The 18,543-nt window shown below is 60.2% G+C and carries 17 protein-coding genes; 12 read left to right on the forward strand and 5 right to left on the reverse strand.

Going from position 1 to position 18,543, the window contains the following annotated elements:
* Window positions 1–61 precede the first annotated feature (61 nt).
* From rpmH to mnmE, 5 genes are all read left to right on the forward strand, one after another.
* A complete protein-coding gene (gene rpmH, locus BN1124_RS08820) occupies window positions 62–196 on the forward strand; it encodes a 50S ribosomal protein L34 (RefSeq protein WP_005307156.1) in 135 nt (44 codons plus the stop codon).
* Window positions 196–555, forward strand: a complete 360-nt coding sequence (gene rnpA / locus BN1124_RS08825; RefSeq protein ID WP_033129678.1) for a ribonuclease P protein component — start codon at window positions 196–198, stop codon at window positions 553–555. Before rpmH ends, rnpA begins: the two co-directional genes overlap by 1 nt.
* Window positions 522–770 (forward strand): membrane protein insertion efficiency factor YidD, encoded by a 249-nt coding sequence (gene yidD, locus BN1124_RS20845; RefSeq protein WP_010672280.1) that lies wholly within the window; start codon window positions 522–524, stop codon window positions 768–770. Before rnpA ends, yidD begins: the two co-directional genes overlap by 34 nt.
* A gap of 5 nt (window positions 771–775) precedes the next feature.
* A complete protein-coding gene (gene yidC, locus BN1124_RS08830; protein WP_042641107.1) occupies window positions 776–2,422 on the forward strand; it encodes a membrane protein insertase YidC in 1,647 nt (548 codons plus the stop codon).
* Window positions 2,423–2,506: 84 nt separating this feature from the next.
* On the forward strand, window positions 2,507–3,868 hold the full coding sequence (gene mnmE, locus BN1124_RS08835) for a tRNA uridine-5-carboxymethylaminomethyl(34) synthesis GTPase MnmE (RefSeq protein WP_042641109.1): 1,362 nt from the start codon (window positions 2,507–2,509) through the stop codon (window positions 3,866–3,868).
* A gap of 69 nt (window positions 3,869–3,937) precedes the next feature.
* Here the strand turns inward: mnmE and fhuB are convergent, their stop codons facing one another.
* Genes fhuB through BN1124_RS08860 form a run of 5 tightly spaced genes read right to left on the reverse strand, consistent with a single transcriptional unit; the run spans window position 3,938 to window position 11,508 of the window.
* Window positions 3,938–5,920 carry a Fe(3+)-hydroxamate ABC transporter permease FhuB gene (gene fhuB, locus BN1124_RS08840; RefSeq protein WP_042641111.1) on the reverse strand — a complete coding sequence of 661 codons (1,983 nt, stop codon included), beginning with the start codon at window positions 5,918–5,920 and terminating at the stop codon, window positions 3,938–3,940.
* Window positions 5,917–6,846: an ABC transporter substrate-binding protein gene (locus BN1124_RS08845; protein WP_042641112.1), complete on the reverse strand. Its 930-nt coding sequence runs from the start codon at window positions 6,844–6,846 to the stop codon at window positions 5,917–5,919. Before BN1124_RS08845 ends, fhuB begins: the two co-directional genes overlap by 4 nt.
* A 27-nt stretch (window positions 6,847–6,873) precedes the next feature.
* Window positions 6,874–7,638: an ATP-binding cassette domain-containing protein gene (locus tag BN1124_RS08850; RefSeq protein WP_042641113.1), complete on the reverse strand. Its 765-nt coding sequence runs from the start codon at window positions 7,636–7,638 to the stop codon at window positions 6,874–6,876.
* Window positions 7,639–7,692: 54 nt separating this feature from the next.
* Window positions 7,693–9,339 carry a multidrug ABC transporter permease/ATP-binding protein gene (locus BN1124_RS08855; RefSeq protein ID WP_042641114.1) on the reverse strand — a complete coding sequence of 549 codons (1,647 nt, stop codon included), beginning with the start codon at window positions 9,337–9,339 and terminating at the stop codon, window positions 7,693–7,695.
* A gap of 60 nt (window positions 9,340–9,399) precedes the next feature.
* Window positions 9,400–11,508 (reverse strand): TonB-dependent siderophore receptor, encoded by a 2,109-nt coding sequence (locus BN1124_RS08860; protein WP_042641115.1) that lies wholly within the window; start codon window positions 11,506–11,508, stop codon window positions 9,400–9,402.
* A 374-nt stretch (window positions 11,509–11,882) separates the two neighbouring features.
* Here BN1124_RS08860 and mioC point away from each other — a divergent pair, with 374 nt between their 5' ends.
* The 7 genes from mioC to atpB all read left to right on the forward strand — a co-directional run bounded on the left by mioC (window position 11,883) and on the right by atpB (window position 18,489).
* The gene (gene mioC / locus BN1124_RS08865) at window positions 11,883–12,332 is read left to right on the forward strand and encodes an FMN-binding protein MioC (RefSeq protein ID WP_042641116.1); all 450 of its coding nucleotides are present in this window, start codon (window positions 11,883–11,885) and stop codon (window positions 12,330–12,332) included.
* Window positions 12,333–12,839: 507 nt separating this feature from the next.
* Complete coding sequence (mnmG, locus tag BN1124_RS08870; RefSeq protein WP_042641117.1) at window positions 12,840–14,729, forward strand: tRNA uridine-5-carboxymethylaminomethyl(34) synthesis enzyme MnmG; 1,890 nt, start codon at window positions 12,840–12,842, stop codon at window positions 14,727–14,729.
* An 8-nt stretch (window positions 14,730–14,737) separates the two neighbouring features.
* Entirely contained in the window at window positions 14,738–15,364 is a 627-nt protein-coding gene (rsmG, locus tag BN1124_RS08875) for a 16S rRNA (guanine(527)-N(7))-methyltransferase RsmG (RefSeq protein ID WP_033129668.1), read from the forward strand.
* A 27-nt stretch (window positions 15,365–15,391) separates the two neighbouring features.
* Window positions 15,392–16,195 (forward strand): ParA family protein, encoded by an 804-nt coding sequence (locus tag BN1124_RS08880; protein WP_042641118.1) that lies wholly within the window; start codon window positions 15,392–15,394, stop codon window positions 16,193–16,195.
* Window positions 16,192–17,100: a ParB/RepB/Spo0J family partition protein gene (locus BN1124_RS08885; protein ID WP_042641119.1), complete on the forward strand. Its 909-nt coding sequence runs from the start codon at window positions 16,192–16,194 to the stop codon at window positions 17,098–17,100. Before BN1124_RS08880 ends, BN1124_RS08885 begins: the two co-directional genes overlap by 4 nt.
* A 190-nt stretch (window positions 17,101–17,290) precedes the next feature.
* Window positions 17,291–17,701, forward strand: coding sequence for an ATP synthase subunit I (locus BN1124_RS08890; protein ID WP_033129665.1), 411 nt, complete (start codon window positions 17,291–17,293; stop codon window positions 17,699–17,701).
* Between the two features lie 8 nt (window positions 17,702–17,709).
* Window positions 17,710–18,489, forward strand: a complete 780-nt coding sequence (gene atpB / locus BN1124_RS08895) for a F0F1 ATP synthase subunit A (RefSeq protein WP_033129664.1) — start codon at window positions 17,710–17,712, stop codon at window positions 18,487–18,489.
* The last annotated feature ends 54 nt before the right edge of the window (window positions 18,490–18,543 follow it).

Here is an 18,543-nt window from a genome sequence, read left to right on the forward strand (position 1 = left end):
TATAGCTGGCGCGTCGGCTAAGTGTGACAATCAAAACTGTACAGAAATACGGAATCGAATCATGAAACGTACTTTTCAACCGTCCAACCTGAAGCGCAAGCGCTCTCACGGTTTCCGCGCTCGCATGGCTACTGCCAACGGTCGCAAGGTTCTGGCCGCTCGTCGTGCCAAGGGTCGTGCCCGCCTGGTAGTCTAATGCCTACCCAGCACACCTTCTCTCGGGAGTTACGTCTGTTAACTCCCGAACACTTCAAACGCGTTTTCGCCGAGCCTGTCCGGGCCGCTTCTCCGCAAATTACACTTCTTGCTTGCCCCAACACTCTCGAACATCCCCGTCTTGGCCTCGCCGTGCCCAAAAAAGCACTCAAGCGTGCGGTCTGGCGTAACCGTGTCAAACGAGTGGTACGGGAGAGCTTCCGTCTCAATCAGGCCAATCTGCCCGCTATCGACATCGTCGTTATCGCCAAGGGTGGCGTCAAAGAGATGGATAACGAGGAGTTGTTCAAGTTACTGGAAAAGCTATGGCGCACTCTGTCACGCCGTTGCAATGGGTAGCTATCAAACTGATACGCCTGTATCAGCTAATCATTAGTCCCCTGCTCGGGCCGCGCTGCCGTTTCACTCCGACTTGTTCCCAATTTGCGATAGAAGCCATCCGACTTCACGGTTTCATAAAAGGCGTTTGGTTAGCTAGCAAACGTCTATTAAAATGCCATCCCTTATCCGAGGGTGGTTATGACCCGGTTCCGCAACCAAAGCGAAGAAACTGAAGACTATGGAATCACAACGCAATTTACTTCTGATCGGTTTGCTGTTCGTGAGCTTCTTGCTCTGGCAACAGTGGGAGTCCGACAAGGCTCCGAAGCCCGCCCCGGTTACCGTGGCCCAAACCGAACATTTCGTGCCTGAAGCCGGTCAGACCGGTGATATTCCTCAGGTTTCCGAGCAAGCCAACGCCACCGCCGCACGCAAGCTTGTGACTGTCTCCTCCGACGTACTCAAGCTGACCCTGGATACCCAGGGTGGTGACATCGTCTCTGCCGAACTGCTGGCCCACAAGCTGGAAGAAGGCAAGGAACAGGCGTTCACGCTGCTGACCAGCCAACCTGCGCACATCTACGTTGCCCAGAGCGGCCTGGTGGGTCGTGATGGCCCGGACAGCCAGCCTCAGGGTCGTCCTACCTATGAAGCCGCCCAGACCAGCTACCAGCTGGCCGACGGTCAGGATCAAGTCGTGGTTCCCATGACCTGGACCGACAGCAAGGGTGTGGTCTTCACCAAGGAATTCGTGCTCAAGCGCGGTGACTATGCGATTGGCGTCGATTACAAGATCGACAACAAATCCGCCGAACCGGTTCAGGTGCAGTTCTATGGTCAGCTGAAGCAGACCGTGACCACGCCGAAGGATCAGGAAGGTCATGCCATGGTGGCCAGCGCCTACCGTGGTGGTGCCTTCTCCAGCGAAGACACCCGCTACAAGAAATACACCTTCGACGAGATGAAGGATGCCGACCTGAACAAGACCACCAAGGGTGGTTGGGTCGCCATGCTGCAACACTACTTCGTCTCTGCCTGGGCGCCGAATGCCGACGACACCAACAGCTTCTACAGCCGCGTGATCCCGGGTAAAGACCAGGCCATCATCGGCTACAAGGCGCCACTGGTTGACGTAGCCGCCGGCCAACAAGCCGAAGTGGGCAGCAAGCTGTGGGTTGGTCCCAAGCTGCAAGACCAGATGGCCAAGGTGGCAAACCACCTCGACCTGACCGTCGACTACGGCTGGCTCTGGTTCATCGCCCAACCGCTGCACTGGCTGCTGACCGTGTTCCACGGTTTCGTCCAGAACTGGGGTGTGGCCATCATCATGCTGACCCTGCTGGTGCGCGGTATCATGTTCCCGCTGACCAAGGCCCAGTACACCTCCATGGCCAAGATGCGCATGCTGCAACCCAAGCTGGCTGCGCTCAAGGAACGCTTCGGTGACGATCGCCAGAAGATGTCCCAGGGCATGATGGAGCTGTACAAGAAGGAGAAGGTCAACCCGCTCGGTGGCTGTCTGCCGATCCTGGTGCAGATGCCCATCTTCATCGCCCTCTACTGGGCACTGATGGAGTCGGTTGAACTGCGTCATGCGCCGTTCGCCCTGTGGATCACCGACCTGTCGGTGAAGGACCCCTTCTTCGTACTGCCGATCCTCATGGGTGCCTCCATGTGGTATCTGCAGAAGATGAGCCCGACCACCATTACCGACCCGATGCAGCAGAAGGTGATGCAGTTCATGCCGATCATCTTCACCTTCATGTTCCTCTGGTTCCCGGCTGGTCTGACCCTGTACTGGCTGGTGAGTAACGTCATCTCCATCACCCAGCAGACCATCATCTATCGTCAGCTGGAGAAGAAAGGCCTGCACACCCGCAGCTAATCTTCCTCGATGACAAAAGAGGCGGCCTTCGGGCCGCCTTTTTTATTACAATGTCCGCAATCACCGAACAGACGAGTCAAGCACATGACAACAGATACGATCGTGGCACAGGCCACCGCCCCCGGTCGGGGTGGCGTCGGCATAGTCCGGGTCTCGGGCCCCGCCGCCCAACAGGTCGCCGAGGTGGTACTCGGCAAGTTGCCTCGAGTGCGTTACGCCGAATATCTGCCGTTCAATGACGAGCAGGGCCAGCCGCTGGATCAGGGCATAGCCCTGCTGTTCAAGGCCCCCAACAGCTTCACCGGCGAAGACGTGCTGGAGCTGCAGGGTCACGGTGGCCCTGTCATCCTGGACATGCTGATCCGTCGCATCCTGCAGATTGACGGCATCCGCCCCGCTCGCCCCGGCGAGTTCAGCGAGCGCGCCTTCCTCAACGACAAGCTGGATCTGGCCCAGGCCGAGGCCATCGCCGATCTGATCGAGGCCTCCAGCGAGCAGGCCGCCCGCAGCGCCATGCACTCCCTGCAGGGCCAGTTCTCCGGCAAGGTGCAGCAGCTGGTGGAGAGTCTCACCCGGTTGCGGATCTACGTGGAGGCCGCCATCGACTTCCCGGACGAGGAGATCGACTTCCTCTCCGACGGCAAGGTGGCGGGGGATCTCTACGCCATCATGGACGAGCTGGATGCCGTGCGTGGCGAGGCCAAGCAGGGCGCCCTGCTGCGGGAAGGGATGAAGGTGGTGATCGCCGGTCGTCCCAATGCCGGCAAGTCGAGCCTGCTCAACGCCCTGGCCGGCCGCGAGTCCGCCATCGTCACCGAAATTGCCGGCACCACCCGCGACGTGCTGCGCGAGCACATCCACCTGGATGGCATGCCGCTGCACATCATCGACACCGCCGGCCTGCGCGATACCCAGGACAAGGTGGAGCAGATCGGCATAGAGCGCGCCTGGGCCGAGATAGAACAGGCCGATCGGGTGCTGTTTATGGTGGATGGCACCACGACCGATGCCATAGACCCCCACGAGATCTGGCCGGAATTTGTTGATCGGTTGCCAAAAAACATCGGCCTCACGGTGGTGCGCAACAAGGCCGATCTGACCGGCGAGGATCTGGCACCGAGCCAGGAACTGGGCCACGCCGTCTACCGCATCTCCGCCAAGACCGAGCTGGGGCTGCCCGCCCTGCGGGAGCACCTGAAGGCCTGCATGGGCTTCCAGGGCAACACCGAGGGGGGCTTTATGGCCCGCCGTCGCCACCTGGATGCGCTGGAGCGCGCCGCCGAACGGCTGCTGGTGGCGAAAGAGCAGCTTGAGGTCTACGTGGCCGGTGAGCTGGTGGCCGAGGAGCTGCGCCTGGCGCAGGAGTCGTTATCCGAGATCACCGGTGAATTCAGCTCGGACGATCTGCTTGGCCGCATCTTCTCCAGCTTCTGCATCGGCAAATAACGCCGCACGGCAGACAATAAAAAGCCCGGGTTCATCCCGGGCTTTTTTGTGCGTTTTTTCTGCGAAAACCTATAGCCGGCGCAGGCACCACATGAAGTAAGCGCCCCCTAACAGGGTGGAGACCAGCCCGACCGGCACCTCCTGCGGGAACAGCACCTGCTGGCCGACCCAGTCCGCCAGCACCATCAGCAGGGCGCCGCAACCGGCCGCACCGAGCAGGTGCCAGCGCGCCCGCACCAGCCCCATCAGCTTGGCCATGTGCGGCGCCAGCAGGCCGGCGAAGGAGAGCGGGCCTATCACCAGGGTCGCGCTGGCGGTGAGCACCGCCACCAGCAGCAGTATGATGAGCTGGGCACGGTTGAGGCGGATACCGAGGGCCGTAGCCACCGCCGGTCCCATGGGCATCAGATCGAGCCAGCGGCTCACCAGCAGGCAGACCCCCAGCATCAGCAGCGCCAGCCCAGTCAGGCCATAGCCCACCGGCAGGGTGACGTAATAGGTGGAGCCGGACATCCAGGAGAGCAGCTGCTGCACCCGCAGATCGCCGTTGGCGAGTGCTATGGCCTGCAGCGGCTCGAACAGCGCCGTGATGGCGATGCCGGACAGCAGGATCCGCTCCGGCTGGAAGCCGTGCTTGCGATTGACCAGCACCAGCAGCAACAGGCTACCGAAGGCCCCCAGCAGGCCTCCCAGCAGCAACATGGGCAGTGGCAAGGCGGGCAGCAGCAAGGCCGTCGCTATCACCCCCATGAAGGTGCCGCCGCTCACCCCCAGCAACTCCGGGCTCGCCATGGGATTGTTGCTGACCCGCTGCAACAGGGTGCCCGCCAGCGCCAGCAGCACGCCGGCCGCACCGGCCGCCAGGGTGCGTGGCAGGCGCCACTCCAGCTGGGCCTGCCAACGCAGCCAGCTCGGCCAATCCCAACCGTGCATCCCCTGGCCAAACAGCAGGGAGCCCAGGATGGCAACGACCAAGCCGACCAGCATCAGACCGATGAGGCGACGCGGTGCTGGGTGGCGCTCCACCAGCAGTCCCCCGCCGGTTCTGGGGGCTCCGGACTTGAAGGAGAGGCGCGGGATCAGCCAGAGCAGCAGCGGTGCCCCCAGCAGCGCCGTCATGGCGCCGGTCGGGATCAGCACCGGCCAGAACCGGCTCAAGGATTGCAACAGCAGATCGGTGGCCGCCAGCAGCAGAGCCCCCAGGATGGGGGCCCACAGCAAACGCTGGCCGAGTCGTCTCACCCCCAGCATCCGCACCATGGCCGGCGCCGCCAGCCCGATGAAGCCGATCAGCCCCACCACGCTCACCACGCAGGCGGTGACGAAGACCGCGAGGCCGAGCCCGGCGAAGCGCAACTGCTTGAGGGAGACTCCGAGACTGCGGGCGCTGGCGTCGTCCAGCTCCAGCACCGCGAGCGGGCGGATCAGCAAGGCGGCCAGCAAGCCGGCCACCGCCAGACGCGGCAGCAGATAGCCGACGCCGCTCCAGCTGTTCTGGGCCAGTGAGCCACTGCCCCACACCAGCAGGCCTTTCAACTCTTCCTGGAAGAACAGCAGCAGCCCCATGCTGATGGCCGCCAGATAGAGGTTGATCACCAGGCCCGCAAATACGATGACCACAGGGTTGAGCTGACGGCGCCAGGCCAGGGCAAACACCAGCCCCATGGCGAGGCTGCCCCCGGCCATGGCGATCCACTCCCGGCCGAGCAACAGCCAGGAGGGGGCAAACAGGGTCACCACCATCAGCGCCAACTGGGCGCCGGAGGCGACCCCCAGGGTGGTGGGGGACGCGAGCGGGTTGCGCAGCACCTGCTGCAACAGGGTGCCGGCCAGTCCGAGGGCTGCGCCGGCCAGCAGACAGATCGCCAGCCTCGGCAACCAGCTGAAGTGGATCACCGCCTGGCGGGCATCATCCAGCTGGGGCGAGAACAGGGCCTGCCACCAGAGTGCCTGCGGCAGCTGGCGCGCCAACTCACCACCGGCCAGCAGCAGCGTCAGCGCCAGCAGAGCGAGTCCCGGGCGCTGCAAGGGGGAAGAGATAGCGCGGTTCATCGGGCGGCTCCCTGGGTGACCAAATCGGTGCCGGCCTCGCCCTGCAGGGCCTCACTCAGCAAGGTAGCGAAGCGGCGGGCGGCGAGCATGCCACCAAAGCTCCATGTAGCAGGCAGATGTATTACCGGAGCCTGCTTAACCAGTGGTAGATGCTGCCACAGCCCGGGCTCCTGCAGACGCTCGCTCACCCCCACGGGCACGGGATCGACCACCACCAGCCTGGCCTGTGAAATGGACAGGAACTGCTCGAGACTGGCGACCGAGAAGCCCCAGGCATTGGTCTCCCCCTGCCAGGCATTGCGCAGACCCAGCCGGTTCATCACCGCCTCGAACAGGCTGTGGCGGCCAAATACCCGCACATGGCGCTCATCGATGAACTGCACCACCAACAGGGGCGGCAGATCCCCGGGCAGTTGTCCCTTCATCTGCGCCAGATCCCGCTCCAGCGTGGCGAGCTGTCGCTCGGCTTCGGCAGTCTTGCCCACCAGTTCGGCTATGGTCAGGGTCGCCTCGTGCAGCCGCTGCCACAGATCGGTATCGGGTTCATAGAGCGCGATGGATTGCACCGGTGAGATACGCGACAGGGTCGGCTCAAGGGGCGCCGCCAGCGGTGAGATGAGGATCAGATCGGGCTTTAGCTCGGCCAGCAGCTCGCGATTGGGCTGGGCCCGCAGGCCTATGTCCACCACCTCGGCGGGCAGCCTTGGCTCTCCCACCCAGGCGCGATAGGACTCCACATCCCCCATCGCCAGCGGGGTCACGCCCAGCGCCAGCAGGGTCTCGGCTATGGTCCAGTCGACGGTGGCGATGCGGGGCACAGCCTGGTGCTCGCCAGACGGAGCAGTATCGCCGCTGGCGTTGCTCGCCGGACCGGCCTGCGCAGCCAGCGGTGCCAACAGGCAGAGCAGCCAACCCGCCTTTTTCAATGAAGCTCTCAAGATAGCGAACCTTGTCTAAACGATGGCGATGGCGTGGTCATGGGCCGGGTGGCGAATGACCTCCATGGGGATGCCATAGATGGCGTGCAGGGTCTCGCTGGTCATGATCTGTTCCGGCTCACCATGGATCAGCAAGCGACCGCTGTGCAGCGCCACCAGTTGATCGCAGAAACGGGAGGCCATGTTGATGTCGTGGATGACGATGATGACCCCGAGGTTGAGCTGCCGGCTCAACTGCTTGACGAGTGTGAGCACCTCCACCTGATGGGCCACGTCCAGGGCGGCCAGCGGCTCATCCAGCAGGATGAAGCGGCTCTCCTGGGCCAGCAGCATGGCCAGCCAGACCCGCCCCCGCTCGCCACCGGACAGGGTATCCACCAGCCGATCCGCGAAACGCTCGGTATGGGTGAGGGCGATGGCCTTGTCGACCTGGCTATGATCCTCCTCCCCCATGCGGCCCAGCAGGCCACGCCAGGGGTAGCGCCCCATCTCCACCAGCTCCCGGCCGAGCAGATTCTCGGCGCTCGGCAGATGTTGTGGCAGATAGGCCACCTGGCGGGCGAAGTCCCTGTTGCTCCAGTCGGGCAGCGGCTTGTCATCAAACAGGATCTCGCCATCGCTCAGGGGCTGCTGGCGGGCCAGCAACTTGAGCAGGGTGGACTTGCCGGAGCCGTTGTGGCCGATGAGGCCATAGACCTGGCCCTGCTCGAAGCGCAGGTCGGTGGGGTGCAGCAGTTTGCGGTCGTTCACCGCAAAGCTGGCGGCTTTCATCTCAAACATGATTCATTCCTGTACTGAAGGGGGCAGGCTCTCACCTCCCCCTTGCGGCCGGTGTCAGACCGGCACCTCGCTATCCAGATGGGCGACGGCATCCTGGCTGACCCGCTCGCGCCGTTCGCCAGTCAGCTCGGTGAGCTGCCCCTGGCGCATCTCCAGCAGGCGGTCCGCCTGGGAGAAGTAGAGATCGTCGTGACTGATGGCGATCACCGTCTTGCCCATCTCCTTCAGCCGTGGCAACAGCACCTGATAGAAAATGCGGCGAAACTGGGGATCCTGATCCGCGGCCCATTCGTCGAACAGCATGATCTCGCGCTGCTCCGCCAGCGCCAGCAGCAGGGCGACCCGTTTGCGCTGGCCCTGGGAGAGTTCGATATCGGTGATGAAGTCGTCCTCGATGCGCAGCTTGCTGCCCATCTGCAGCCGCTCCAGCCACTCGGCGATCAGTGCCTGCTTCGGCTCTGGCCCCAGCAGGTGCTGGAACAGGTGATAGTCGGTGAAGATGGCGGAGAACAACGCCAGATAGGCGTTGCGATCCGCGATCGGCTCGCCATCCAGCAGGATCCGGCCAGAGACCGGCTGATAGAGCCCGGTCAGCAGCATGGCCAGGGTCGACTTGCCGGAGCCATTGCCCCCGATGATGAAGATCTGCTCCCCCCGCTCGATGGTGAGATTGATGGGGCCCACGGCGAAGCCACCCTCTCCCTGATAGTGGAAGCTCACTTCCTCCAGCTGAATACGCTGCCAGGCATGAGGGGCCGGCGGCAACGGGAAGGCGGGATCCGGCTCGGCCAGGGTCAGGGTCGCTATCTTGTCGAACGCCACCTGGGCGGCGATCAGGGTCGGCAAGGCGCCTATGCCCTGCAACAAGGGGGTACGCAGGAACAGCAGGGTCAGGGCGAAGGTGGCGGCCACGTTGGTGTTGGCCCAGCCCAGGCCGTTGGCCAGGAAGAACACCAGACCTATGGCCCCCAGCATCATGATGTTCGACCAGTTCACCGCGCTCAGGTGATAGGTATCTGCGCTGATGATGTGGCGGCGATAATCCTGCGCATTGCGCTCATAGAGCTGGTGGTAGACGAAGTGAGCACGCTCGCGGTTGAGCGCCAGCTCCTTGCTGCCGGCGATGATGGCCTGATAGTTCTGATAGAGCTTGTCTTCGGCCTGCCGCATGCGGGACAGGTGGCGATAGACATGGTTCACCAGCAGCCAGCCCACCACCATGGTGAAGGTAACCCAGAGTGCGGTGACGCCGAGCAGGGCCGGCGACAGCCAACCGAGGTAGAGGGCTGAGCCCAGGGTGAGCACCAGCCCCTGCACCAGCTCCGGCAGGCGCACGAAGGCGATGGTGATCTGGCCGATGTCGCTGGAGAGGGAGGCCAGCAGCGGCCCCTGCCCTATCTGGCGAATGCGGGCGACATCGGTGTCCAGCAGCTGTTTGAGCAGGCGGCCACGCAGACGATAAACGAAATGATGACCGAGTGTGGTCAGAGCCAGCTGAGAGCCGAGCGTGATCACCAGCAGCAGCAGAATGAGACCAAGCAGTTGGCCGAGCACCGGTAGCGGGTCGCCAATTGATTCGATAAGGGATTGATTGATAAAGGCAATAACACCTATCCCGCTCACTGCACTGAGCAGGCTGAGCAGGCTGATGACGATGAAGGGCCAACGGTATTGGCGGTAAACGAGTGACAAGAGTTCCATGACAGGCCTGTGTACAAAAAGAAGGAGGGCGGGAGCTAATGCTCCCGCCCGGCCTGTATCTTACCAGCGGTAGTTGACGGTGCCGACTATGCTGCGCGGCTCACCGTAGTAGCAGTAGTAATCACAGCTCGCTACGTAGGTGTCGTCCAGCAGGTTGTTGACGTTGATCTGGGCACGCCAGTTCTTGGCAAAGTCATACCCGATCATCGCATCCCACACCGTCTGGGCCGGCACCTGGGCCGAACCATAGATGGGGTTGTAGTTGGCATCCACGGCGCCTATACCGACGCTGGAGCCGATGTAGCGCACCCCGGTGCCGACTTCGAGCCCGGAGACAGGACCTTGCTGCACCTTGTAGTTGCCCCAGAAGGAGGCCTGGTGGCGCGGGATCAGGCTGGCTTGACGATCGCCATTGCCGGTGTCGTTGGTCTTGGCATCGGTGTAGGTATAAGCAGCGGTCAGGCGCAGTGCGGCTGTGGCTTGCACGCTCCCTTCCAGCTCGACACCCTGGGAGGTCACTTTACCGGCCTGGGTCTGCTGGCCGGTACCGGTGGAGACCAGCGAGTTGGTCTGCTCCAGATCGAACAGCGCCAGGTTGATGTAACCATCGAGGAAGCTCGGCGCATACTTGATGCCGGTTTCGTACAGCTTGCCTTCCAGCGGCTTGTAGGAGCTACCGGTGTTGGGATCTATCCCAGCCAGCACTTCGAACGACTCCGCATAGGTGAAGTAAGGAGCTAGGCCGTTGTCGGCCAGGTACATCAGGCTGCCGGAGAGCGAGAGGTTGTCGTCGTACTGCTTCTCGTCCTTGCTCTTGGCTTCGCTGATGTTGTGGGTCTCCACGTAGTCGAAGCGACCACCGGCGGTCAGCAACCAGCGATCATCCCAGCGGATCTGGTGCTGGGCATAGAGGCCGCTCTGGCCCTTGGTGCTCTTCTGATAGGTGGCGGTGGACTCATCAAAGCCGGGGAAGCCGCTGTAATCCGGGTTCATGGTATCGATGGATCCCATGGTGTAGTTGTCGGCCTCGACCCCTTCGTTCACGTGGCGCTGCAGATCGATCCCCATCAACAGGGTCTGCTCGGTGCGATCCGTGCTCCAGTAACCCACCATCTGGTTGTCCATGGTGGCACTCTTGGTGTCCCCATCACGGTAGACCAAGCCACGGTAGGCGGTGGTGCCTTGATAGGTCGGGAAGATATAGGTCTGGCGCAGCAGCAGATCGTTGTAGTTGAAGCGGACGTTCTGCTTGAACTCCCAAGTCTGATTGATCTCGTGGGCCAACTCATAGCCGGCGGAGATCTGGGTGTTGCGGTTGCGATCGTAATCCGGCTGGCTCAGGTTGGTGCTGGGATCGATCTGGCCACCCTCGGTATTGAGGGTACCGTAGACGGGGAAGAAGCCGTTGGTCGGCACCCCTTCGTCGTGGAGGAAGCTGCCAAGCAGGGTCAGGCTGGTGCGATCCGAGATATCCAGGGTCACGCTCGGTGCCAGATAGGTGCGCTCGTTGTAGGTGCCATCCAGCACGCCGTCACGCTCTTTATAGAGAGCAACCATGCGATAGCGGCTGTTGTCGGTCAGCTCGTCGGAGAAATCAACCCCGACCTGACGCAGATCCCGGTTGCCCAGCTGCAGATTGACCAGGCCCTGGGGGGTCTCGGTGGGGTGCTTGCTGATGGCATTGATCACGCCGCCGGGAGGGGCCTCACCGTAGAGGATGGAGGCCGGCCCTTTCAGCAGTTCCACGCTCTCCATGCCGAAGGGCTCGGGTGTCCAGACATAATAACCGGTGCTGAACAGGCGGTTGCCATCCAGATAGGAGGCGGCATCGAAACCACGGACCTTGAACCAGTCGGTGTTGTTGTCTGAGCCATAGAGACCGGTGAGCACGCCCGCACGGTAACGCACGGACTCGTCGAGCTGCTGCACGGCGTGCTGATCCAGCTCCTCGCGGTTGACCACGGAGACGGCACGGGCCGTCTCGGCCATGGGCACGTCGATCTTCATGGCAGTACCAGTCACCACCATGGTCTCGTTGGTCTTGGCCTGCTCTTTCTCTACTTGTTCCGCAGCCAGAACCGGCAGACCAGCCAGCAAACAGGAGAGCGGCAACAGCTGGGCAGCCCTCTTTCGCACCACTGCATTGGGGGTATTTTTATGCGCAATCATATTAAGTGTCTCAAATATCAATGAGTTATATGTTGGTTTCTTATTATTGGCGCCACTGCTGCCGGTTAGCCCGACTCCTTAGGCGAATAAAGCAGCATCATGCTACTACAGGAGCCATGATCGAATCGATTCAATAATTGCTAATCATTTGCATCTGTATTGTTACTTAACGTATCGATGCGGCGAGGTTTTGAGCGACAGGACTCATTCATGCATTGAGCAAAACGGCTGGTTCCTGGAGAGGATCAAAAAAGATGGCGGATCTCGTCTCGCGATAAAAAAACCGGAAGGATCCTTTATCCCCAAGCTTTATCCATATTTATCCACATCCTTTGGCGGTAGAATCCCGCTTTCGATTTTTCAGGATCCATACCATGGCCAAACTCAATCTCGTCGTCGGTTCCATGCTGGGGGCCGCCGAATATGTCGCGGATCATGTCGCCAACCTGCTGGAGCAGGCGGGTCATCAGACCAAGATCCACAACCCGGCCAGCCTTGCCGAGGTGCTGTCAGAACCGGATGCCATCCTGCTGGTGGTCACTTCCACCCATGGCGCCGGTGATGTTCCCGATAACCTGCAGCGCTTCGCTCAGGATCTTGCCGAGCAACATCCGGATCTTAAGAGCTTGAAATATGGCGTGATCGGGCTTGGTGATCGCAGTTATGACACCTTCTGCCAGGGCGGCAGAACCCTGGATCAGCTGCTGGCCAACTGCGGCGCCAGCCGGATAGGGGATCGTCTCGATATCGATGTGACCCAGCACGAGATCCCGGAAGATGCCGCCGAGGCCTGGATCCATGACTGGATGACAATGATCGCCTGATCAGCATCGGGAGATCCTGAAAAAAGGCTTGATCTCCCCACTTATCCCCAGATCAACTATCCACCATGTTATTAACAGATTGATCCGGACGAGTTGTTCTACATGGTTACCCACAACGCCCAGGGGTAATGTGCATAACTATGGTGTAAAGCTCTGCAAAACCTATAGTTATCCATGTATGAGATCCTGGCCGCCAGTCGTCTGTGTATAAAAGCACTGGTTATCCCCCTGTTCACGGCCCTGGGATCCAAGCTTTTCCACAAGCTGAGATCGTCTTTAACCAGATGATCTTTATGATCAAAAAGTGCTTATCAACAGAAACCCCGGATCCTAATAAAAGATCCAATAAAAGATCGATCTAAAGATCCTTAAGATCTATTTAACGATCCTTCATCCATTCTGATCCTGAAGTAGACGTTCCCCTCAGGATGCGAAACAGATAGAATGATCCGCCCCTGAACCCAGGCAAATACAGATCTTCAGGCGTGCAGATCAAGGTGATCCCCAATGCAATACCATGAACAATTTGATGTGATCGTCGTCGGTGGCGGTCACGCAGGCACCGAAGCAGCGACGGCAGCTGCCCGTATGGGCCTCAATACCCTGTTGCTGACCCACAACATCGATACGCTGGGACACATGTCCTGTAATCCAGCGATCGGCGGGATCGGCAAGGGACACCTGGTCAAGGAAGTGGACGCACTCGGCGGGATCATGGCGCAGGCCATCGATCTTGGCGGGATCCAGTTCCGTACGCTGAATTCCTCCAAGGGGCCCGCCGTGCGAGCCACCCGTGCCCAGGCGGATCGCCTGCTGTACAAGGCGGTGGTACGCCAGACCCTGGAGAACTATCCAAACCTGAAGATCTTCCAGCAGGCCTGTGACGATCTGATCATGGATGGGGATCGTGTTGCCGGTGTCGTGACCCAGAGCGGGATCCGCATCAGCGGCAAGACGGTGGTGCTGACCGTGGGGACCTTCCTGAACGGTTTGATCCACATCGGCATGGAAAATTACAAGGGCGGTCGCGCCGGGGATCCTCCCTCGATCGCGTTGGCTCAACGCCTGCGTGAGATGCCGTTTCGCATGGATCGCCTCAAGACCGGCACGCCACCGCGCATCGATGCCCGTACCGTCGATTTCTCCGTGATGCAGCAGCAACACGGCGACGATCCGCGCCCCGTCTTCTCGTTTATCGGCGATGCCAGCCAGCACCCACGCCAGGTGCCCTGCTACGTCACTCATACCAACGAGCAGACTCACGAGGTGATCCGCAATAACCTGGATCGCAGCCCCATGTACGCCGGGGTGATCGAGGGAATAGGTCCTCGTTACTGCCCGTCGATCGAAGACAAGATCACCCGCTTCGCGGACAAGACGGCGCACCAGATCTTCGTCGAGCCGGAAGGCCTGACCACCCACGAACTCTACCCGAACGGGATCTCCACCAGCCTGCCATTCGATGTGCAGGTGCAGATCGTGCGTTCGATCCGTGGCTTCGAAAACGCCCACATCACCCGCCCCGGCTACGCCATCGAATATGACTTCTTCGATCCGCGGGATCTCAAGGCCAACATGGAGAGCAAGTGCATCGAAAACTTGTTCTTCGCCGGCCAGATCAACGGCACCACGGGTTACGAAGAGGCGGCGTCCCAGGGCCTGATGGCCGGTTTGAATGCCGGTCTGCGTGCCCAGGGCAAGGATCCCTGGCATCCCCGTCGGGATCAGGCCTACATGGGCGTGATGATGGACGATCTCTCCACCATGGGGACGCGCGAGCCTTATCGCATGTTCACCAGCCGCGCCGAGTACCGCCTGCTGCTGCGGGAAGACAACGCCGATCTGCGCCTGACCGCTATCGGCCGCGAGCTGGGTCTGGTGGATGATCACCGCTGGAGCAAATTCAACGCCAAGATGGAGCAGGTCGAGCAGGAGCGTCAGCGCATGCGGTCGACCTGGATCCACCCGCAACACCCCTCTCTGGAGGCGGTCAATGCCCTGGTCAACACCCCCTTGTCCCGTGAGCAGAGCCTGGAAGAGCTGCTGCGTCGTCCCGAGGTCACCTACGAAGCCCTGATGGCTATCGAAGGGGTAGGCCCTGCGCTGGCAGACAGGGCGGCGGCGGATCAGGTGGAGATCCAGATCAAGTACGCCGGCTACATCGAGCGTCAACACGACGAGGTGGAGAAGCAGCTGCGCAACGAGAACACCCTGTTGCCGCTGGACATGGACTACCGCGACGTGAACAGTCTCTCCAACGAGGTGATCGCCAAGCTCAACGATGCCAAGCCGCAGACCATAGGTCAGGCTTCCCGCATCTCCGGCATCACCCCGGCGGCCATCTCCATCCTGTTGGTTCACCTGAAGAAACACGGCCTGCTGCGTAAAACCGCCTGAGGATCCCCATGCTGGAAAGATTGAACGGCCTGCTCATGCAGGCCGGTATTGTTATCACCGATACCCAGAAGAGCCAGTTGGTGCACTTGGTCGAGTTGCTGCACAAGTGGAACAAGGCTTACAATCTCACCTCGGTGCGCGATCCCGACGCCATGCTGGTCAAGCACATCCTCGACAGCCTGGTGGTGAGCCCTCACCTGCACGGTGAGCGTTTCATCGATGTCGGCACCGGCCCCGGCCTGCCCGGCCTGCCGCTGGCGATCATCAACCCGGACAAGCAGTTCGTGCTGCTGGACAGCCTGGGCAAGCGAATCAACTTCATCCGCCAGGTGATCCTGGAGCTGGGCTTGACCAATGTGACGCCGGTTAAATCCCGGGTGGAAGAGTATCAGCCCGAGGTGGGGTTTGATGGCGTACTCAGCCGGGCCTTTGCTTCCCTTGAGGACATGCTGGGCTGGTGTCATCATCTACCGTCACCCGAAGGCAGCTTCCTGGCGCTCAAGGGGCAATATCCCGAGCAGGAACTGGCCCAGTTGCCCGCCAGCATCCGTCTGGTTGCCGCCCACAAGCTGGTGGTGCCCGAGCTGGAAGGTGAACGTCATCTGCTGGAGTTTAAAGCCATCCAGCCCGAATAGGGCCGCTGTATTCATTTAGGGGATAGTGTGGGAAAAGTCATTGCCATAGCCAACCAGAAGGGTGGAGTGGGTAAAACGACCACCTGTGTCAATCTGGCCGCCTCCCTGGCCGCCACCCGGCGCAAGGTGCTGGTGATCGATCTGGATCCGCAGGGCAATGCCACCATGGGCAGCGGCATCGACAAGTACGAAGTCGAGCGCACCGCCTATGAACTGCTGATCGAAGACACTCCCATCAACGAGGTGATCATCCCCGAGACCTCGGGGGGCTATCACCTCATCGCCGCCAACGCCGACGTCACCGCGGCTGAAATCCGCCTGATGGAATTCTTCGCCCGCGAGATCCGCCTGCGCAACGCGCTGGCCTCGGTACGGGACAAATACGACTACGTCTTCATCGACTGCCCGCCTTCTCTCAACATGCTGACCGTCAACGCCATGGCCGCCGCCGATTCCGTGCTGGTGCCCATGCAGTGCGAGTATTACGCGCTGGAAGGGCTGACTGCCTTGGTCGACACTATCAGCAAGCTGGCAGCCGTGGTCAACCCGGAGCTGAAGATCGAAGGGGTGCTGCGCACCATGTTCGATCACCGCAACCGGCTGGCCAATGATGTGTCCGATCAGCTGAAACAGCACTTCGGGGACAAGGTCTATCGCACCATCATCCCCCGCAACGTACGACTGGCGGAGGCGCCGAGCTTCGGAGCCCCGGCCATGCACTATGACAAATCATCGGTGGGGGCCAAGGCCTATCTGGCGCTGGCCGGCGAGATCCTGCGCCGCCAGGAGCAGGAACATCAGCCCACCACCGCAGATCGAGAGAGCCTATGACTCCGAAGAAACGTGGACTGGGCAAGGGGCTGGATGCCCTGCTCAGCACCAGCACGGCCGCCCGCCAGAAGCAGGTGATGAGCGATCAGCGCACCGAGCAGGCCATGGCGCCCACCAACCAGGGTGAGCTGCGCAAGCTGCCGGTGGAGTGGTTACAGTCCGGCAAGTACCAACCGCGCAAGGACATGTCGCAGGATGCGCTGGAAGACCTGGCCAACTCGATCCGTGCGCAAGGTGTGATTCAGCCCATAGTGGTACGCTCGATCGGTGAGAACCGTTTCGAGATCATCGCCGGTGAGCGGCGCTGGCGCGCCTCCCAGCTGGCCCGGCTCGAGGTGGTCCCCTGTATCGTCAGGGATGTGCCCGACGAGGCCGCGGTAGCCATCGCGCTGATTGAGAATATCCAGCGCGAGGATCTCAATGCCATCGAGGAGGCTGTTGCCCTGCAGCGACTGCTGACCGAATTCGAGCTGACCCATCAGCAGGTGGCCGAGGCGGTGGGCAAGTCCCGCACCACGGTGACCAACCTGCTGCGACTCAATCAGCTCAATGAGGACGTGAAGCGCTTCGTCGAGCACGGCGATCTCGACATGGGTCATGCCCGTGCCCTGCTGGCACTGAGCGGTTCGGCCCAGTCCGAACTGGCCAAGCTGGTTGCCCAGAAGGGCCTGACCGTGCGAGATACCGAGAAACTCGTTCAAAAGACGCTGGAGCCGGCAAAAACTAAGGTTGAGCCCGTTCGTGATCCCCAGTTTGGTTACCTCGAGCGCCAGATTGCAGAAAAAATTGGCAATCAGGTACAACTTCAACCGGGCAAGCAGGATAGCGGTAAGTTAGTAATAAGTTACGATAACTTAGCGGATTTGGACCGCTTACTGTGCTATTTTGGCCTGTCAGAATCGTGATTTTTACGCTTTTTGTAGTAATAAAACATCCATTCCTTTCGATATGAACATAACCTTAATTTCGCGCGGAAAGCCGCAAAAATTAAGGATTTTTGCCATATTGCAATAGCCGTCTCCACGGGTATAATTTGACCGGCTTTTCGAGCTGTGAACCTGGGGTCTTCGGATCCCGATTTTTTACAGTTCTGTAATGTTCAGGGGTAGGTTGGTGAAACAGAAAGTAGCCTTGGAAGGTTTGATGCTAGCCTTGGCTATGCTCGTTTGTCAGCTCATCCTGATCCTGGCGATCAGTACCGTCTGGTTTTATCAGTCGGGAGCGTTTGCCGGACGTTCTTCCCTCTATGGGGGGGGAATGTACTGGGTTCCTCAAGCCCTGTTCACACTCTGGGTTCTGCGCCGCAAGGTGACGAAAGAGAGTGTGGGTCTGGTTTTGCGGGACTTTTATGGTGGGGCAGGGATTAAGCTCATTACTACAACAGGACTCTTCGCCCTGATGTTTGGCTCCGGGATCGAGGTCAACACCGTCTCGTTCTTCGCCACTTATATCCTCGCCCTCGTTGTACAGTGGATAGTTTCATTCACGCTTAACAACCACTATTAGGAAAACTCATGTCTGCAACCGGAGAAGTCCTGACTCCTCAGGGATATATCTCCCACCACCTGACCCACCTGCAAGTCGGGTCCGGGTTCTGGACGGTCAATATCGATTCCATGATATTTTCCGTCTTGCTAGGCGCCCTGTTTATCTGGTCGTTCCGCCGCGTAGCCGTCAAGGCAACCAGCGGTGTGCCCGGTAAGCTGCAGTGCTTTGTGGAGATGCTGGTCGAGTTTGTGAATGGTAACGTCAAGGACATCTTCCATGGTCGGAACCCGGTCATCGCGCCGTTGGGACTGACAGTGTTTGTCTGGATCTTCCTGATGAACTTCATGGATCTGATCCCCGTTGACTTTATCCCTCACGCTGCACAGTTGATGGGTGTTCCCTATCTGCGTGTGGTTCCCTCTGCTGACGTTAACATCACCATGTCCATGGCTTTGGGCGTGTTCTTCTTGATCCTGTATTACAGCATCAAGGTCAAGGGTATCAGTGGATTCGTGAAGGAGCTGACGCTTCAGCCTTTCAATCACCCCGCTGCCATCCCGGTTAACTTCATCCTTGAAACCGTCACGTTGATTTCCAAGCCTGTTTCGTTGGGTCTGCGACTGTTCGGCAACATGTATGCTGGCGAACTGATCTTTATCCTGATTGCGGGTTTGTTACCCTGGTGGTCACAGTGGATCCTGTCCGTGCCTTGGGCAATTTTCCACATCCTGATCATCACTTTGCAGGCGTTTATCTTCATGGTTCTGACCATCGTCTATCTGTCGATGGCACAAGAAGACCATTGATGATGCAACTCAAATAATCGTTCTTATACAATCAATTACATCTAAATAAATGGA

It is taken from the genome of Aeromonas eucrenophila (genome assembly GCF_000819865.1).
Lineage (GTDB): Bacteria > Pseudomonadota > Gammaproteobacteria > Enterobacterales > Aeromonadaceae > Aeromonas > Aeromonas eucrenophila.

Coding starts and splice junctions, on each gene's coding strand:
- BN1124_RS08860 (WP_042641115.1), bottom strand. CDS start 11,508: ATGATTGCGCATAAAAATACCCCCAATGCAGTGGTGCGAAAGAGGGCT.
- rnpA (WP_033129678.1), top strand. CDS start 196: ATGCCTACCCAGCACACCTTCTCTCGGGAGTTACGTCTGTTAACTCCC.
- rpmH (WP_005307156.1), top strand. CDS start 62: ATGAAACGTACTTTTCAACCGTCCAACCTGAAGCGCAAGCGCTCTCAC.
- mnmG (WP_042641117.1), top strand. CDS start 12,840: ATGCAATACCATGAACAATTTGATGTGATCGTCGTCGGTGGCGGTCAC.
- rsmG (WP_033129668.1), top strand. CDS start 14,738: ATGCTGGAAAGATTGAACGGCCTGCTCATGCAGGCCGGTATTGTTATC.
- fhuB (WP_042641111.1), bottom strand. CDS start 5,920: ATGAACCGCGCTATCTCTTCCCCCTTGCAGCGCCCGGGACTCGCTCTG.
- BN1124_RS08855 (WP_042641114.1), bottom strand. CDS start 9,339: ATGGAACTCTTGTCACTCGTTTACCGCCAATACCGTTGGCCCTTCATC.
- mioC (WP_042641116.1), top strand. CDS start 11,883: ATGGCCAAACTCAATCTCGTCGTCGGTTCCATGCTGGGGGCCGCCGAA.
- yidC (WP_042641107.1), top strand. CDS start 776: ATGGAATCACAACGCAATTTACTTCTGATCGGTTTGCTGTTCGTGAGC.
- yidD (WP_010672280.1), top strand. CDS start 522: ATGGCGCACTCTGTCACGCCGTTGCAATGGGTAGCTATCAAACTGATA.
- atpB (WP_033129664.1), top strand. CDS start 17,710: ATGTCTGCAACCGGAGAAGTCCTGACTCCTCAGGGATATATCTCCCAC.
- mnmE (WP_042641109.1), top strand. CDS start 2,507: ATGACAACAGATACGATCGTGGCACAGGCCACCGCCCCCGGTCGGGGT.
- BN1124_RS08850 (WP_042641113.1), bottom strand. CDS start 7,638: ATGTTTGAGATGAAAGCCGCCAGCTTTGCGGTGAACGACCGCAAACTG.
- BN1124_RS08890 (WP_033129665.1), top strand. CDS start 17,291: ATGTTCAGGGGTAGGTTGGTGAAACAGAAAGTAGCCTTGGAAGGTTTG.
- BN1124_RS08885 (WP_042641119.1), top strand. CDS start 16,192: ATGACTCCGAAGAAACGTGGACTGGGCAAGGGGCTGGATGCCCTGCTC.